Origin of the sequence: Pseudomonas sp. Z1-12 (genome assembly GCF_051132015.1) — a bacterium.
GTDB classification, from domain to species: domain Bacteria; phylum Pseudomonadota; class Gammaproteobacteria; order Pseudomonadales; family Pseudomonadaceae; genus Aquipseudomonas; species Aquipseudomonas zanjanensis.
The window spans coordinates 998,037-1,013,885 of the sequence record NZ_CP071647.1; the positions used below are offsets into that span (position 1 = coordinate 998,037).

General features: G+C 61.0%; 20 protein-coding genes. 10 read left to right on the forward strand and 10 right to left on the reverse strand.

Annotated features, from left to right (window positions below):
• Nucleotides 1–162 precede the first annotated feature (162 nt).
• The 10 genes from J3P85_RS04245 to J3P85_RS04290 form a co-directional block, all read right to left on the reverse strand.
• Nucleotides 163–438: an HPr family phosphocarrier protein gene (locus J3P85_RS04245; RefSeq protein WP_434705001.1), complete on the reverse strand. Its 276-nt coding sequence runs from the start codon at nucleotides 436–438 to the stop codon at nucleotides 163–165.
• 15 nt (nucleotides 439–453) lie between these two features.
• Nucleotides 454–1,311: an RNase adapter RapZ gene (rapZ, locus tag J3P85_RS04250; RefSeq protein WP_003178001.1), complete on the reverse strand. Its 858-nt coding sequence runs from the start codon at nucleotides 1,309–1,311 to the stop codon at nucleotides 454–456.
• Between the two features lie 2 nt (nucleotides 1,312–1,313).
• Nucleotides 1,314–1,778, reverse strand: coding sequence for a PTS IIA-like nitrogen regulatory protein PtsN (gene ptsN, locus J3P85_RS04255; RefSeq protein WP_434705002.1), 465 nt, complete (start codon nucleotides 1,776–1,778; stop codon nucleotides 1,314–1,316).
• A 12-nt stretch (nucleotides 1,779–1,790) separates the two neighbouring features.
• Entirely contained in the window at nucleotides 1,791–2,099 is a 309-nt protein-coding gene (gene hpf, locus J3P85_RS04260) for a ribosome hibernation-promoting factor, HPF/YfiA family (protein ID WP_003178005.1), read from the reverse strand.
• A gap of 77 nt (nucleotides 2,100–2,176) precedes the next feature.
• Nucleotides 2,177–3,670 (reverse strand): RNA polymerase factor sigma-54, encoded by a 1,494-nt coding sequence (locus J3P85_RS04265; protein WP_186708766.1) that lies wholly within the window; start codon nucleotides 3,668–3,670, stop codon nucleotides 2,177–2,179.
• Between the two features lie 164 nt (nucleotides 3,671–3,834).
• Nucleotides 3,835–4,560 (reverse strand): LPS export ABC transporter ATP-binding protein, encoded by a 726-nt coding sequence (gene lptB, locus J3P85_RS04270; RefSeq protein WP_018614004.1) that lies wholly within the window; start codon nucleotides 4,558–4,560, stop codon nucleotides 3,835–3,837.
• A complete protein-coding gene (gene lptA / locus J3P85_RS04275) occupies nucleotides 4,560–5,105 on the reverse strand; it encodes a lipopolysaccharide transport periplasmic protein LptA (RefSeq protein ID WP_186708793.1) in 546 nt (181 codons plus the stop codon). Before lptA ends, lptB begins: the two co-directional genes overlap by 1 nt.
• Entirely contained in the window at nucleotides 5,092–5,661 is a 570-nt protein-coding gene (gene lptC, locus J3P85_RS04280) for an LPS export ABC transporter periplasmic protein LptC (RefSeq protein WP_186730417.1), read from the reverse strand. The genes lptA and lptC overlap by 14 nt, the downstream gene beginning before the upstream one ends.
• 7 nt (nucleotides 5,662–5,668) lie before the next feature.
• On the reverse strand, nucleotides 5,669–6,193 hold the full coding sequence (locus J3P85_RS04285; protein ID WP_186708798.1) for a KdsC family phosphatase: 525 nt from the start codon (nucleotides 6,191–6,193) through the stop codon (nucleotides 5,669–5,671).
• Nucleotides 6,194–7,168: a KpsF/GutQ family sugar-phosphate isomerase gene (locus J3P85_RS04290; RefSeq protein ID WP_186708801.1), complete on the reverse strand. Its 975-nt coding sequence runs from the start codon at nucleotides 7,166–7,168 to the stop codon at nucleotides 6,194–6,196. It lies immediately after the preceding gene.
• Between the two features lie 272 nt (nucleotides 7,169–7,440).
• On the opposite strand from J3P85_RS04290, the gene J3P85_RS04295 reads away from it, so the two are divergent.
• The 10 genes from J3P85_RS04295 to hisC all read left to right on the forward strand — a co-directional run bounded on the left by J3P85_RS04295 (nucleotide 7,441) and on the right by hisC (nucleotide 15,416).
• Complete coding sequence (locus J3P85_RS04295) at nucleotides 7,441–8,250, forward strand: ATP-binding cassette domain-containing protein (RefSeq protein ID WP_092205009.1); 810 nt, start codon at nucleotides 7,441–7,443, stop codon at nucleotides 8,248–8,250.
• On the forward strand, nucleotides 8,250–9,047 hold the full coding sequence (mlaE, locus tag J3P85_RS04300) for a lipid asymmetry maintenance ABC transporter permease subunit MlaE (protein ID WP_186708834.1): 798 nt from the start codon (nucleotides 8,250–8,252) through the stop codon (nucleotides 9,045–9,047). Before J3P85_RS04295 ends, mlaE begins: the two co-directional genes overlap by 1 nt.
• The gene (gene mlaD, locus J3P85_RS04305) at nucleotides 9,047–9,514 is read left to right on the forward strand and encodes an outer membrane lipid asymmetry maintenance protein MlaD (RefSeq protein ID WP_003178020.1); all 468 of its coding nucleotides are present in this window, start codon (nucleotides 9,047–9,049) and stop codon (nucleotides 9,512–9,514) included. Before mlaE ends, mlaD begins: the two co-directional genes overlap by 1 nt.
• Before the next feature lie 11 nt (nucleotides 9,515–9,525).
• Entirely contained in the window at nucleotides 9,526–10,179 is a 654-nt protein-coding gene (locus J3P85_RS04310) for an ABC transporter substrate-binding protein (protein ID WP_186708837.1), read from the forward strand.
• A gap of 8 nt (nucleotides 10,180–10,187) precedes the next feature.
• Complete coding sequence (locus J3P85_RS04315; RefSeq protein WP_434705003.1) at nucleotides 10,188–10,493, forward strand: STAS domain-containing protein; 306 nt, start codon at nucleotides 10,188–10,190, stop codon at nucleotides 10,491–10,493.
• 115 nt (nucleotides 10,494–10,608) lie between these two features.
• Nucleotides 10,609–10,848 carry a BolA family protein gene (locus J3P85_RS04320; protein ID WP_007953556.1) on the forward strand — a complete coding sequence of 80 codons (240 nt, stop codon included), beginning with the start codon at nucleotides 10,609–10,611 and terminating at the stop codon, nucleotides 10,846–10,848.
• Nucleotides 10,849–10,870: 22 nt separating this feature from the next.
• Complete coding sequence (gene murA / locus J3P85_RS04325; protein ID WP_186708857.1) at nucleotides 10,871–12,136, forward strand: UDP-N-acetylglucosamine 1-carboxyvinyltransferase; 1,266 nt, start codon at nucleotides 10,871–10,873, stop codon at nucleotides 12,134–12,136.
• A 129-nt stretch (nucleotides 12,137–12,265) separates the two neighbouring features.
• A complete protein-coding gene (hisG, locus tag J3P85_RS04330; RefSeq protein ID WP_053118502.1) occupies nucleotides 12,266–12,901 on the forward strand; it encodes an ATP phosphoribosyltransferase in 636 nt (211 codons plus the stop codon).
• A gap of 123 nt (nucleotides 12,902–13,024) precedes the next feature.
• Nucleotides 13,025–14,362 carry a histidinol dehydrogenase gene (gene hisD / locus J3P85_RS04335; protein WP_092445446.1) on the forward strand — a complete coding sequence of 446 codons (1,338 nt, stop codon included), beginning with the start codon at nucleotides 13,025–13,027 and terminating at the stop codon, nucleotides 14,360–14,362.
• A gap of 1 nt (nucleotide 14,363) precedes the next feature.
• On the forward strand, nucleotides 14,364–15,416 hold the full coding sequence (gene hisC, locus J3P85_RS04340) for a histidinol-phosphate transaminase (RefSeq protein ID WP_434705004.1): 1,053 nt from the start codon (nucleotides 14,364–14,366) through the stop codon (nucleotides 15,414–15,416).
• Nucleotides 15,417–15,849: the final 433 nt, after the last annotated feature.

The window sequence follows — 15,849 nt, forward strand, 5'->3', positions numbered from 1 at the left end:
CAGGGGCCATGCGTTTGTGCTGTTGTGGCGAGGGAGCTTGCTCCCGCTGGCCTGCGAAGCAGGCCCCGTTGTGTTTTCCTGCTGTGGATTTACGGCTGCTTCGCAGCCGAGCGGGAGCAAGCTCCCTCGCCACAACTAAGCTCGGCTCGAGTCCTGGGGGGGTTACTCGCCTTCGTCAAAGTAGTTGTTGATCAGCGCCACCAGCGCATCCATCGCTTCCTGCGCTTGCTCCCCTTCAGTGCTCAGGTGAATCCTGGTGCCCTTGCCAGCGGCGAGCATCATCATCGCCATGATGCTTTTACCGTCGACGGTGGTCTCGGGCGTACGCCCGACCCTGATGGTGGTATCCGGAAACTGACCCGCCACACCGACGAATTTTGCCGACGCCCGGGCATGCAAACCCAGCTTGTTGATGATTTCAATTTCCCGAGCAGGCATCGCGATGTGAATCCTTTAGCTGAGGTCGCGGTGGCGAACCTGGACATTCTTCAGGGATTGTTGCAGGAGCTGACCCAGGCGTTCGGTCAGGTAGACGGAGCGGTGATGACCGCCGGTACAGCCGATGGCGATCGTGACATAGGCGCGATTGCTCGCGGCAAAGCGGGGTAGCCATTTGAGCAGGTAGCTGGAGATGTCCTGGTACATTTCCTCGACGTCCGGCTGTGCGGCCAGGTAGTCGATCACTGGTTGGTCAAGCCCGGACTGTTCGCGCAATTCCGGTTTCCAATAGGGGTTGGGCAGGCAGCGCACATCGAACACCAGGTCGGCATCCACCGGCATGCCACGCTTGAAGCCGAACGACTCCACCAAAAACGCCGTGCCCGGCTCCGGTTGGTTCAGCAGGCGCAGCTTGATCGTGTCACGTAGCTGATACAGGTTCAGGTGCGTGGTGTTGACCTTCAGGTCGGCCAGGTCGGCAATCGGCCCCAGCAATTGGCTTTCATCGTCGATGGCTTCGGCCAGGGAGCGGTTGGCGTTGCTCAGGGGGTGGCGCCGGCGGGTTTCGGAAAAGCGCTTGAGCAGCGTCTCCTCATCGGCATCCAGGTACAACACATCGCACTGGATATGCCGGCTACGCACTTCCTCGAGCAGTTCAGGGAAGCGCGACAGGTGGCTCGGCAGGTTGCGCGCATCGATGGACACCGCCACCAGCGGCTGCGCCAGTTCCGTGTGGATCAGGGCGCGCTCGGCCAGTTCCGGCAGCAGGCCGGCGGGCAGGTTGTCGATGCAATAGTAGCCGCTGTCCTCAAGCACGTTGAGGGCCGTGCTTTTACCGGAGCCGGAGCGGCCACTGACGATGATCATGCGCATGTTTAATGACCGTTCTGCTCGTCCAGGACCACCTGGTACAAAGCTTCGTTACTCGGTGCGCTGCGCAGTTTTTCGCGCACTTCCTTGCGGTCCAGCATGCTGGCAATCTGGCGCAGCAGCTCGAGGTGCGCATCGGTCGCCGCTTCCGGAACCAGCAATACAAACAGCAGGTCGACCGGGGCGCCGTCGATGGCGTCGAAATCTATGGGGGCTTCAAGGTGCAACAATGCGCTGATCGGCGCGGCACACCCCTTGAGACGGCAGTGAGGAATGGCGATGCCGTTGCCAAAACCGGTGGAACCGAGTTTTTCACGGGCAACCAGGGCCTCGAAGACGTCCTGCATCACCAGATCAGGCACCTCGCGGTGGATCAGGTTGGCAATTTGTTCGAGGGCTTTCTTTTTACTGCCGCCCGGCGCGTTCACTTGGGAACGGCCGGGGGTCAGGATGGTTTCTAGTCGGATCATGGATTGGGGGGGTTAACGACCGGTAGCGCCCTGGAGGAGGCTCTGGGTCTTTTCCTTATGCTTTTTGAGTTGGCGATCCAGCTTGTCGGTCAGCAGGTCAATCGCGGCATACATGTCTGTGTGCTCTGCGTTGGCAACCACTTCTCCGCCGGGAATATGCAGCGTGGCTTCGATTTTCTGCAGCAGCTTCTCGACGTTCATCGTGACTTGCACGTTGGTGATCTTGTCGAAATGCCTCTCCAATCGGTCGAGTTTTTCGCCGATATAGGTGCGCAGGGGTTCGGTCACTTCCAGTTGGTGTCCACTGATGTTGACTTGCATACAGCTTCTCCTTCGTTGCCAGTGCATAAAGCGGCAGGCAGAAATGCCTGCCACTGGAACGCTGTGGCGTGGCCTTGTTACATCAACCGCTTGCGTTCGCTCGAAGGCGCGATCCCGAGGGATTCACGGTACTTGGCGACGGTACGGCGGGCCACCTGAATGCCTTGTGCCTCCAGTAAACCAGCGATCTTGCTGTCACTCAACGGCTTTTTCTGATTTTCCGCAGCCACCAGTTTTTTGATGATCGCGCGGATGGCCGTGGACGAGCATTCGCCGCCTTCGGAGGTGCTGACGTGGCTGGAGAAAAAATATTTCAATTCATAGATGCCCCGGGGGGTATGCATGAATTTCTGGGTGGTCACCCGGGAAATCGTCGACTCGTGCATGCCCACGGCCTCGGCAATGTCATGCAGGACCAAGGGTTTCATCGCTTCATCGCCGTACTCCAGGAAGCCGCGCTGATGCTCGACGATCTGGGTGGCAACTTTCATCAATGTTTCGTTGCGGCTTTGCAGGCTCTTGATGAACCAGCGGGCTTCCTGCAGCTGATTGCGCATGAAGGTGTTGTCGGCGCTGGTGTCGGCACGCTTGACGAAGCCGGCGTACTGGGCGTTGACGCGCAGCTTGGGCACCGACTCCTGGTTGAGCTCCACCAGCCAGCGATCATTGTGCTTGCGCACGATCACGTCGGGCACCACGTACTCAGGCTCGGTGGATTCGATCTGCGAGCCGGGGCGCGGGTTGAGGCTCTGCACCAGCTCGATGACCTGGCGCAGCTCATCTTCCTTGAGCTTCATGCGGCGCATCAGTTGGCTGTAGTCGCGACCGCCCAGCAGGTCGATGTAATCGGTGACCAGTCGCTTGGCTTCGGCCAGCCACGGCGTCTTGGCGGACAGCTGGCGCAATTGCAGCAACAGGCACTCGCCCAGGTTGCGAGCGCCGATGCCGGCCGGCTCGAACTGCTGGATGCGATGGAGGACGGCTTCGATCTCGTCCAGCTCGATGTCGAGCTCGGGGTCGAAGGCTTCGAGGATTTCCTCGAGGGTCTCGTCCAGGTAGCCCTGGTTGTTGATGCAATCGATCAGGGTCACGGCGATCAGGCGATCGGTGTCGGACATCGGCGCCAGGTTCAGTTGCCACAGCAGATGGCTTTGCAGGCTCTCGCCGGCAGAGGTGCGGGTGGTGAAGTCCCACTCGTCGTCATCGCTGCTCGGCAGGTTGCTGGCGCTGGTCTGGTAGACGTCTTCCCAGGCCGTGTCCACGGGCAGCTCGTTGGGAATGCGTTCGTTCCATTCGCCCTCCTCGAGGTTGTCCACCGTCGGGGCGGCTTCCTGGTAGGACGGTTCCGGGATCTCGGTGTTGGTCTTTTGCTCGACGTTGTCGGCCAGCGGATCGGTGTTATCGAAGTCGTCGCCTTCTTCCTGGCGTTCGAGCATCGGATTGGACTCCAGGGCCTCCTGGATTTCCTGTTGCAGGTCCAGGGTCGACAATTGGAGCAGGCGGATGGCCTGTTGCAGCTGCGGTGTCATCGTCAGCTGCTGGCCCATTCTCAAGACTAGCGATGGTTTCATGGCAGGGGCTTAACACCTTATTCGCCGGCGCACATGCGCCATCCACTACAGGGCGCCGAAGCGCCAAACTTAAGCAAATTATATGCCTGAAACTGAAGTGTTTGCCTAGAGCGTCGCCATAATAAAATCAAACGACGCCCGGGCAATTCGCCAGACACGCGTGCTTACAGGCGGAACTCATGGCCCAGGTACACTTCCTTGACCAGGTCGTTGGCCAGGATCGCAGCGGAGTCACCTTCGGCAATCAACTGGCCGTCATTGACAATGTAGGCGGTTTCGCAGATATCCAGCGTCTCGCGTACGTTGTGGTCGGTGATCAGCACGCCGATGCCCTTGGCCTTGAGGTGATGGATGATCTGCTTGATGTCCCCCACCGAGATCGGGTCCACGCCGGCGAACGGTTCGTCGAGCAGGATGAATTTCGGCGCGGTGGCCAGGGCGCGGGCGATTTCCACACGACGCCGTTCACCACCGGACAGGCTCATGCCCAGGTTGTCGCGAATGTGGCTGATGTGGAATTCCTGCAACAGGCTTTCCAGCTCCTGGCGACGGCCGGCCTTGTCGAGTTCCTTGCGGGTCTCGAGGATCGCCATGATGTTGTCGGCCACCGACAGTTTGCGGAAGATCGACGCTTCTTGCGGCAAATAGCCGATACCGGCCTTCGCGCGGCCGTGCATCGGCTGGTGGCTGACATCCAGGTCGTCGATCAATACGCGACCCTGATCGGCCTGGACCAGGCCGACGATCATGTAGAAACAAGTGGTCTTGCCCGCGCCATTGGGGCCGAGCAGGCCGACGATCTGGCCGCTGTCGATGGACAGGCTGACATCACGCACGACTTGACGGCTCTTGTAGCTCTTGGCCAAGTGCTGAGCTTTCAGAGTTGCCATTACTGGGCCTTCTGCTCGGTTTTCTTTTTAGGCTGGATCACCATGTCGATCCGCGGACGCTGCTCGGTCACCTTGCTGCCGGTGGCGCGACCGGCGCTGGCGAGTTTCTTGTTGGTGTCGTAGACGATTTTCTCGCCTTGGGTGACGTTGTTGTCCTTGTCGACGACCTTGGCACGGTCGATCAAAACCACGCGATCCTGGGAGGCGTGGTACTGGATGGTCACCCCGTAGCCTTGTACCGGCTTGGTGTCGCCCGCGGTCTGCATCTGCTCGAAATAGGCCAGGTTGCCCACCGAGGTCACCACGTCGATATCGCCGGATTGGGTGCGGGTGATGGTCACGGTGTTGCCGGTGACCTTCATCGAGCCTTGGGTGATGATCACGTCGCCTTTATAGGTGGCGACGCCATTCTTGTCGTCGAGTTGCGCGTCGTCGGCCTGGATACGGATAGGCTGGTCGCGGTCGGTGGGAAGAGCCCAGGCGCTCGCGCTTCCCAGTGCTGCGCCCAGACTGAGCAAAATAGGGAGGGTTTTAGCGAGCTTCATACTGTCCTCTTACGTTCGATAGCAGGTGTATCCTGCTTTCCTTCAAATACGCCTTCATTCCCGTGCCAGTCGATACACCCCCGGCGCCGTCGATTCTAACGGGTTGCTCGGTCTGCGCATATTCTTGCTGTGGGAATACCGTCATGCGTGTGCTGGTGATGATGGTCGCACGGTTCTTCTCGTCGGTCCGGGCGATGCGTACCGAGTCGATCAGTTCCACTTCGGTGCCACCGGAATTGACTTCGGCGTGCTCGCTCTGCACATGCCAGGGAAAATCGGTGCCGCGGAATATGTTCAAGTCCGGCTTGGTGACCAGCGTAATGTCAGTGGCCTTGACGTGGTCGACCTTGTCGGACGTCATCTCATATTGCACTTTGCCGTCGGGCAGGTACTGCAGGGTGTGGGTGTTGGTCGCGTACCAGTCGATCTTTTCCTCGACTTGGGCCGCAGGCTGGTCGAGAAACCGTTCAGGGCTGATGTTCCAATAGCCCACCGCGGCGAAAATCGCCGCGATACAGGCAAACACCACAACGGTGCGAATCTTTTTGCTCAGCATAAATGGCTCACAGGTACGCGGCGTTGGCCGCTTCGAGACGGCCCTGGGCGCGCAGGATCAGTTCACAGAATTCGCGGGCGGCACCTTCGCCGCCTCGCGCCGTGGTGATTCCGTGGGCGTGCTCGCGCACGAAACTGGCCGCGTTGGCGACGGCCATGCCCAGGCCGACCCGGCGAATCACCGGCAGGTCCGGCAGGTCGTCACCGAGATAGGCCACTTGTTCATAGCTTAGGTTGAGTTGGCCCAAGAGCTCGTCCAGCACCACCAGTTTGTCTTCGCGCCCCTGGTAAAGGTGCGGGATGCCGAGGTTCTTCGCGCGCCGCTCGACCACCGGGGTCTTTCGGCCACTGATGATAGCGGTCTGCACGCCGGCGGCCATCAACATCTTGATGCCCTGGCCGTCGAGGGTGTTGAAGGTCTTGAACTCGCTGCCGTCTTCGAGGAAATACAGGCGACCGTCAGTCAGCACGCCGTCCACATCGAACACGGCCAGCTTGATGGCTTGGCCCCGTTGCAACAGGTCTGTGTTCATTTACATGACTCCCGCGCGCAGCAAATCGTGCATGTTCAGGGCGCCCACCGGACGGTCTTCGCCATCGACGACGACCAGGGCACTGATTTTATGGTCTTCCATGATTTTCAAGGCCTCGGCGGCGAGCATCTCGGCACGGGCGGTCTTGCCGTGGGGCGTCATGACTTGCTCGATGGTCGCGCTGTGGATGTCGATGGCGCGGTCCAGGGTGCGGCGCAGGTCGCCGTCGGTAAAGATCCCGGCGAGCTTGCCGTCGGCTTCCAGCACTACCGTCATGCCCAGTCCCTTGCGGGTCATCTCCATGAGCGCGTCCTTGAGCAACGTGCCGCGCACAACCTGTGGCAATGCCTGGCCGGCGTGCATCACGTTTTCGACTTTCAGCAGCAGGCGACGGCCAAGGGCACCACCGGGATGGGAAAAGGCGAAGTCTTCCGCGGTGAAGCCCCGGGCCTCCAGCAGCGCCACGGCCAGGGCGTCGCCCATGACCAGGGCTGCGGTGGTGGAGGAGGTCGGCGCCAGGTTCAGCGGGCAGGCTTCGTGTTCGACATGGACATTGAGGTTCACTTCGGCGGCCTTGGCCAGCGGCGAGTCCGGGTTGCCGGTCATGCTGATCAACTGGATGCCCAGGCGCTTGATCAACGGCAGCAACGTGATGATTTCATTGGTGGAGCCGGAGTTGGACAAGGCCAGGATGACGTCGTCCCGGGTGATCATGCCCATGTCGCCGTGGCTGGCCTCGGCCGGGTGGACAAAAAAGGCCGTGGTGCCGGTGCTGGCGAGGGTGGCGGCGATCTTGTTGCCGATGTGCCCGGACTTGCCCATGCCGACCACGACCACGCGGCCCTTGCTGGCCAGAATCATCTCGCAGGCGCGTACGAAATCAGCGTCGATATGGGCCAGCAAGCCTTGCACGGCTTCAAGCTCGAGGCGGATGGTACGTTGTGCCGATTGAATCAGGTCGCTGGATTGGTTCATGTCAGAAATCGTATAGCCCGATGAAAAGGCGGCGATTATAGCGGCAATGAACAATTCCCTCACGTAAGTTCGTCATGCTTTGTGCTGGCGGCTGCAAGGTTCGACGTAATATCAGACTTTTTACCTTAAGCCAGGCTTAACGGCGGGGCCGTTGGCCTTGGGCGCTTCGCTGTTGCAGTGATATAGTTCGCCGCCGGTTCGCTGCCGGTGGTAGCGACGCTTGTTGGCTGCCCAAGGCATTCGAATGTGAGGCTGCATCGCAAGGAGTTTAGATGAGTGCCGACAACGCCTACGCGGTCGAGCTGAAGGGACTGTCCTTCAAGCGAGGGACGCGCAGCATTTTCAATGACATCGATATTCGCATACCACGGGGCAAGGTCACCGGCATCATGGGGCCCTCCGGGTGTGGCAAGACCACGCTGCTGCGGCTGATGGGCGCGCAGCTGCGTCCCAGTGCCGGCGAAGTCTGGGTCAATGGCCAGAATCTTCCCCAATTGTCTCGCAGCGACCTGTTCGATGCGCGCAAGCACATGGGGGTGCTGTTCCAGAGCGGCGCGCTGTTCACCGACCTCGATGTGTTCGAGAACGTGGCGTTCCCGCTGCGGGTCCATACCGACCTGCCGGAAGAAATGATCCGCGACATCGTCCTGCTCAAATTGCAGGCCGTCGGGCTGCGCGGCGCCATCGACCTGATGCCGGACGAGCTGTCCGGCGGCATGAAGCGTCGTGTCGCGCTGGCGCGGGCGATTGCCCTCGATCCGAAGATCCTCATGTACGACGAGCCCTTCGTCGGCCAGGATCCGATCGCCATGGGGGTGCTCGTGCGCCTGATCCGCCTGCTTAATGATGCGCTGGGCATCACCAGTATCGTGGTCTCCCACGATTTGGCCGAAACCGCGAGCATTGCCGACTACATCTATGTGGTCGGCGATGGGCAGGTGCTGGGGCAGGGCACGCCGCAGGAACTGGCGGATTCGGACAACCCGCGCATTCGCCAATTCATGAAGGGTGATCCGGACGGGCCGGTGGCGTTCCATTTCCCGGCCACGGATTACCGTACCGATCTGCTGGGGAAGCGCTGATGCGCAAGAAATCACTGTTGGAAAGAATTCGCCTGTTCGGTCGCTCCGGCATCGACGTGGTGGCGGTGCTGGGCCGTTCCTCGCTGTTTTTGATGCACGCCTTGCTCGGTCGCAACTCGACGGGCGGCGGCTTTGGCCTGCTGGTCAAGCAGTTGCACTCGGTGGGCGTGATGTCCCTGGTGATCATCGTCGTCTCCGGGATCTTCATCGGCATGGTGCTGGCGCTGCAAGGCTTCAGCATTTTGTCCAGCTACGGTTCGGAGCAGGCGGTCGGGCAGATGGTCGCCCTGACGCTGCTGCGCGAGCTTGGCCCCGTGGTGACCGCGCTGCTGTTCGCCGGGCGTGCCGGTTCGGCGCTGACGGCTGAAATCGGTAACATGAAGTCCACCGAGCAACTGTCCAGCCTGGAAATGATCGGTGTCGACCCGCTCAAATACATTGTTGCCCCGCGCCTGTGGGCCGGCTTCATTTCCCTGCCGGTGCTGGCGATGATCTTCAGCGTCGTGGGGATCTGGGGCGGCTCCTGGGTGGCCGTCGACTGGCTGGGGGTCTATGAGGGTTCCTACTGGTCGAACATGCAGAACAGTGTCGACTTCCTCGACGATGTCCTCAATGGCGTGATCAAAAGTGCCGTGTTCGCGTTCGTCGTGACCTGGATCGCCGTGTTTCAAGGCTATGACTGTGAGCCCACTTCAGAGGGGATCAGCCGTGCCACAACCAAGACCGTGGTGTACGCCTCGCTGGCGGTCCTGGGCCTTGACTTTATTCTGACCGCCTTGATGTTTGGAGATTTCTGATGCAAAACCGCACCCTGGAAATCGGTGTCGGCCTTTTCTTGCTGGCTGGCATCCTGGCTTTGTTGCTGCTGGCCCTGCGGGTCAGTGGACTGGCGCCGACGGCAAGCACCGATACTTATAAACTTTATGCCAACTTTGACAATATCGCCGGTTTGACGGTCAGAGCCAAGGTGACCATGGCCGGTGTGACCATCGGCAAGGTCACGGCAATCGATCTGAACCGCGAGGATTTCACCGGTCGGGTGACGCTGCAGTTGGAAAAGCGCGTGGACAACCTGCCGACTGACTCCACTGCATCTATCCTCACGGCTGGGCTGCTGGGCGAGAAGTACATTGGCATCAGCGTGGGTGGGGAAGACACCGTGCTCAAGGACGGTGGCGTCATCCACGACACGCAGTCGTCCCTGGTGCTCGAGGACCTGATCGGTAAATTCCTGCTCAATACCGTTAGCAAAGACGCCAAATGAGGAGCTTTTGAATGATCTCTATCTTGCGACGTAGCCTGTTGGTGCTGCTCGCGGCGCTGCCGTTGATGGCCAACGCCGTGGCCGCGCCTTCGGCCCATGACATCATCCAGGACACGACCACCCGGTTGCTGGCGGACCTTGCCGCCAACAAAGACAAATACAAGCAGGACCCCAGCGCGTTCTATGACGCGCTGAACGGCATCGTCGGCCCTGTGGTGGACGCCGATGGCATCTCCAAGAGCATCATGACCGTCAAGTACTCGCGCAAGGCCACCCCGGCGCAGATGACCCGCTTCCAGGAGAACTTCAAGCGCAGCCTGATGCAGTTCTATGGCAATGCCTTGCTGGAGTACAACAACCAGGGCATCACCGTTTCCCCGGCCAAGGATGAAAGCGGCACCCGCACCAGCGTCGACATGCAGGTCAAGGGCAACAACGGCGCGGTCTACCCGGTGTCGTACACGCTGGAGAAGATCAACGGCGAGTGGAAGGTGCGCAACGTGATCATCAACGGCATCAACATCGGCAAGCTGTTCCGCGATCAGTTCGCCGACGCCATGCAACGCAATGGCAACGACCTGGACAAGACCATCGACGGTTGGGCCGGTGAAGTCGCCAAGGCCAAGGAAGTGACCGAAGAAGCCAAAGAGAAGCAGGAACAATGATCGAGTCGGTGAGTGAATCGGCCGTTCGTCTGGGCGGGGCCGGTGAGCTGCTGCTCAGCGGCGTGCTGGATTACCGCACTGGGCCGGCCCTGCGCAAGCAGGGCCAGGCGCTGATCAAGTCCATTGGCGGCGCCGAGGTGGTCATTGACTGCTCGGCGGTGCAGAAGTCCAGCAGTGTCGGCTTGTCGCTGCTGCTGTGTTTCATGCGGGACGCCAAGGCGGCCGGCAAAGCGTGGAGCATCCGTGGGATGCCCGAAGATATGCGCGAAATAGCCCAGGTCAGCGAACTGACCGAGCTGTTGGTGCACCCCTGACCCACATTGTTGGAAAAGCCCCTCTGTCAGAGTCCTGCTTCGCGGGGTTCGCAGGCGCGGGGCTTTTTTGTATGATGTGCGACCCGCGCGCACAGGGCGCCGATTGAGGTTGAGCATGCAGGCTGTAGAAGTGAAGAGCTTCCTTGAAGGAAAGCTGCCTGGTACGCAGGTGGAGGTTGAAGGCGAAGGCTGCAATTTCCAGCTGAACGTAATCAGCGATGAACTGGCGGCGTTGAGTCCAGTGAAGCGTCAGCAGAGCATCTATGCCCATTTGAACCCATGGATCGCCGATGGCAGCATCCACGCGGTCACGATGAAATTTTTCAGCAGCGCGGCCTGGGCCGAGCGCACCTGAGCCCAAGGGCCTCGAGATTCTTATGGATAAACTGATTATTACCGGCGGCGCTCGTCTTGATGGCGAAATCCGTATTTCCGGGGCAAAGAACTCCGCCCTGCCAATCCTGGCCGCGACCCTGCTGTGCGACGGTCCTGTGACTGTAGCCAACCTGCCGCACCTGCACGACATCACCACGATGATCGAGCTGTTCGGCCGCATGGGCATCGAGCCGGTGATCGACGAGAAGCTCAGCGTCGAGATCGACCCACGCACCATCAAGACCCTGATCGCCCCGTACGAACTGGTGAAAACCATGCGTGCGTCGATTTTGGTATTGGGGCCGATGGTAGCTCGTTTCGGTGAGGCCGAAGTCGCCTTGCCTGGCGGTTGCGCCATCGGCTCGCGTCCGGTGGACCTGCACATCCGTGGCCTGGAAGCCATGGGCGCGGTGATCGACGTCGAAGGCGGCTACATCAAGGCCAAGGCGCCGGAAGGTGGCTTGCGCGGTGCGCACTTCTTCTTCGACACCGTCAGCGTGACCGGTACCGAGAACATCATGATGGCTGCCGCACTGGCCAAGGGCCGTAGCGTGCTGCAGAACGCCGCCCGCGAGCCTGAAGTGGTCGACCTGGCGAACTTCCTGATCGCCATGGGTGCCAAGATCAGCGGCGCCGGCACCGACACCATCACCATCGATGGCGTCGAGCGCCTGCATTCGGCTACCTACAAGGTGATGCCGGACCGGATCGAAACCGGCACTTACCTGGTGGCTGCTGCCGTGACCGGTGGCCGCGTCAAGGTCAAGGACACCGATCCGACCATCCTCGAAGCCGTCCTGGAAAAACTCAAGGAAGCCGGTGCCGAAGTCACCTGCGGCGAAGACTGGATCGAAGTGAACATGCACGGCAAGCGGCCCAAGGCCGTCAACGTGCGGACCGCGCCGTACCCGGCGTTCCCCACCGACATGCAGGCGCAGTTCATCTCCCTCAACGCCATTGCCGAAGGCACCGGCGCGGTGATCGAGACGATCTTCGAAAACCGCTTCATGCACGTCTACGAACTGCACCGCATGGGCGCCAAGATCCAGGTCGAAGGCAACACCGCCATCGTCACGGGCACCGAGAAGCTCAAGGGTGCGCCAGTCATGGCCACCGACCTGCGGGCTTCGGCCAGCCTGGTCATCTCGGCCCTGGTTGCCGAAGGCGATACCCTGATCGACCGCATCTACCACATCGACCGTGGCTACGAGTGCATCGAAGAAAAACTGCAGATGCTCGGCGCCAAGATCCGCCGCGTGCCGGGCTAGTTCCGGCTGCAGGGGCACACGGATGTGCCCGTTGATTTCGTTTCAGGTCGAGGGTGGTTGCGCCCTCGATGTATGTCCGGCGCCGCTTGCGACCGGGCATGAGTACCTTGATAAGGACTGACGTTTCCCATGTTGACCATCGCACTGTCCAAGGGCCGCATCCTTGACGATACCCTGCCGCTTCTGGCTGAAGCGGGCATCGTGCCGACCGAGAATCCGGACAAGAGCCGCAAGCTGATCATCCCCACGACCCAGGCCGACGTGCGCTTGCTGATCGTGCGTGCCACCGACGTGCCGACCTACGTGGAACATGGCGCCGCCGACCTGGGCGTCGCCGGCAAGGACGTGCTGATGGAATACGGCGGCCAGGGCCTGTACGAGCCCCTGGACCTGCGGATCGCCCGCTGCAAGCTGATGACCGCCGGTAAAGTCGGCGCGCCGGAGCCCAAGGGGCGTCTGCGGGTGGCGACCAAGTTCGTCAACATTGCCAAGCGTTATTACGCCGAGCAGGGCCGCCAGGTCGATATCATCAAGCTGTACGGTTCGATGGAGCTGGCGCCGCTGATCGGCCTGGCGGACAAGATCATCGACGTGGTCGACACCGGTAACACCCTGCGGGCCAACGGCCTGGAACCCCAGGACTTCATCGCTGACATCACCTCCCGGCTGGTCGTCAACAAGGCGTCGATGAAAATGCAACATGCTCGTATCCAGGCTCTGATCGATACCCTGCGCAAGGCAGTGGAATCGCGACACCGCGGCTGATTCACCTGCGCGACCTTGAGTCGCGCCCGTCTATCCGTGTCATAGCCAATTTTCTCAGGTGCCCACGCGAATGGACTGGTAGCTTAGGGCGCCTGAGCATTTGCCATTAATGAGGCCCTCGCTATGACCGCTCCCACTTCGATTCGCCGACTCAACGCTGCCGACCCGGATTTCGCACATCATCTGGATCATCTGCTGAGCTGGGAAAGCGTGTCTGACGACTCGGTCAATCAGCGGGTGCTGGACATCATCAAGGCCGTGCGCGAGCGTGGCGATGCCGCCCTGGTGGAATTCACCCAGAAATTCGACGGCCTGCAAGTGGCGTCCATGGCCGACCTGATCCTGCCGCGCGAGCGCTTGGAACTGGCCCTGACCCGGATCACCGTGCCCCAGCGCGAAGCCTTGGAAAAGGCCGCGTCCCGGGTCCGTGACTATCACGAAAGGCAGAAACAGGACTCCTGGAGCTACACCGAAGCGGACGGCACGGTGCTGGGCCAGAAAGTCACGCCGCTGGACCGCGCCGGCCTGTACGTGCCGGGGGGCAAGGCGTCCTATCCGTCCTCGGTGCTGATGAACGCCATCCCGGCCAAGGTCGCCGGTGTGACTGAAGTGGTCATGGTCGTCCCGACCCCGCGGGGTGAGATCAATGAGTTGGTGCTGGCCGCCGCTTGCATCGCTGGCGTGGACCGGGTGTTCACCATCGGCGGTGCCCAGGCCGTGGCGGCGCTGGCCTATGGCACCGAAAGCGTGCCACGGGTGGACAAGGTGGTCGGCCCGGGCAACATCTATGTCGCCACCGCCAAGCGCCACGTGTTTGGCCAGGTTGGCATCGACATGATCGCCGGTCCTTCGGAAATCCTCGTGGTGTGCGACGGCCAGACCGATCCGGACTGGATCGCCATGGACCTGTTTTCCCAGGCCGAGCACGACGAAGACGCCCAGGCGATCCTGGTCAGCCCGGACGCCGAGTTTCTCGACAAGGTGGCCGCGAGCATCGACAAGCTGTTGCCGACCATGGACCGCGCCGAGATCATCAACACGTCGATCAATGGCCGTGGGGCACTGATCAAAGTCGATGACATGGCGCAGGCCATCGAAGTCGCCAACCGCATCGCGCCGGAACACCTGGAATTGTCGGTCGCCGACCCGCAGGCCTGGTTGCCGCAGATCCGCCACGCCGGTGCGATCTTCATGGGCCGCCACACCAGCGAGGCCCTGGGTGACTATTGCGCAGGCCCTAACCACGTATTGCCGACGTCCGGCACCGCGCGCTTCTCGTCGCCGCTGGGGGTGTATGACTTCCAGAAACGTTCGTCGATCATCTTCTGCTCCGAGCAGGGTGCCTCCGAACTGGGCAAGACCGCTTCGGTGCTGGCCCGTGGCGAATCGCTGAGCGCCCACGCCCGCAGCGCCGAGTACCGCATTCTTGACGAGCCATCCGTTGAACGGCAGGGGAACTGAAATGAGTAAATTCTGGAGCCCGTTCGTCAAGAACCTGGTGCCCTACGTGCCGGGTGAACAGCCGAAACTGACCCGATTGGTCAAGCTCAACACCAACGAGAACCCCTACGGCCCATCGCCCAAGGCCCTAGCGGCGATGCAGGCCGAGCTGAACGACAATCTGCGCCTGTATCCGGATCCCAACAGCGACCTGCTGAAAGGCGCCGTGGCCCGCTATTACGGCGTGCAGGGCAACCAGGTGTTCCTGGGTAACGGCTCGGATGAAGTGCTGGCGCACATTTTTCACGGTTTGTTGCAACACGACCAGCCGCTGTTGTTCCCGGACATCAGCTACAGCTTCTATCCGGTGTATTGCGGCCTGTACGGTATTCAGTTCGAGGCGGTGCCGCTGGATGAGCAATTCCAGATCGACCCGGCCGACTACGCCAAACCCAACGGCGGGATCATTTTTCCCAACCCGAACGCGCCGACCGGCTGCCTGCTGGCGCTGGAGGCGGTCGAGCAGATCCTCAAGGCCAGCCCGGATTCGGTGGTTGTGGTGGACGAGGCCTATATCGACTTCGGCGGCGAGACGGCCATCAGCCTGGTGGATCGTTATCCGAACCTGCTGGTGACCCAGACCCTGTCCAAGTCCCGCTCGCTGGCGGGGCTGCGCGTGGGCCTGGCGGTGGGGCATCCGGACCTGATCGAAGCGCTGGAGCGGATCAAGAACAGCTTCAACTCCTACCCGTTGGATCGCCTGGCGAATGTCGGCGGCGCAGCGGCGTTCGATGATCGCGAGCATTTCGACCGGACCTGCCGATTGGTCATCGAACACCGTGAGTGGGTGGTGGATCAATTGGAAGCGAAGGGCTTCGACGTATTGCCCTCGGCGGCCAACTTCATCTTCGCCCGCCACCCCCGGCACGACGCGGCAGGGCTGGCGGCGAAACTGCGGGAGCAGGGTGTGATCGTGCGGCACTTCAAGCAGGAGCGGATTGCCCAATTCCTGCGGATCAGCATCGGCACGCCGGAGCAGAACCAGGCCCTGATCGAAGCCCTCGGCGAACTCTGAAACCCTGCATTGAGCCTGTGGAAGTCTGTGGAGTCTGTGGGAGCAAAGCTTGCTCGCGAAGGCGGTGTGTCAGTTACTTAAATGTTGGCTGACCCGACGCCATCGCGAGCAAGCTTTGCTCCCACAGTCGTTTTGTGGTGTACACAAGATTGGCATTCCCCCGCAAATCCCCTTGTGGGAGCGAGCTTGCTCGCGAAGGCGTAGTGTCAGGCACTTTGATGCTGGCTGAACTGACGCTTTCGCGAGCAAGCTCGCTCCCACAGTTGTTTTGTGGTGTACACAGGATCTGCATTCCTCCGCAAATCCCCCTGTGGGAGCGGGCTTGCTCGCGAAGGCGGTGTGTCAGGCACTTCGATGCTGGCTGAACTGACGCCTTCGCGAGCAAGCTCGCTCCCACAGTTGTTTTGTGGTGTACACAGGATCTGCATACCGC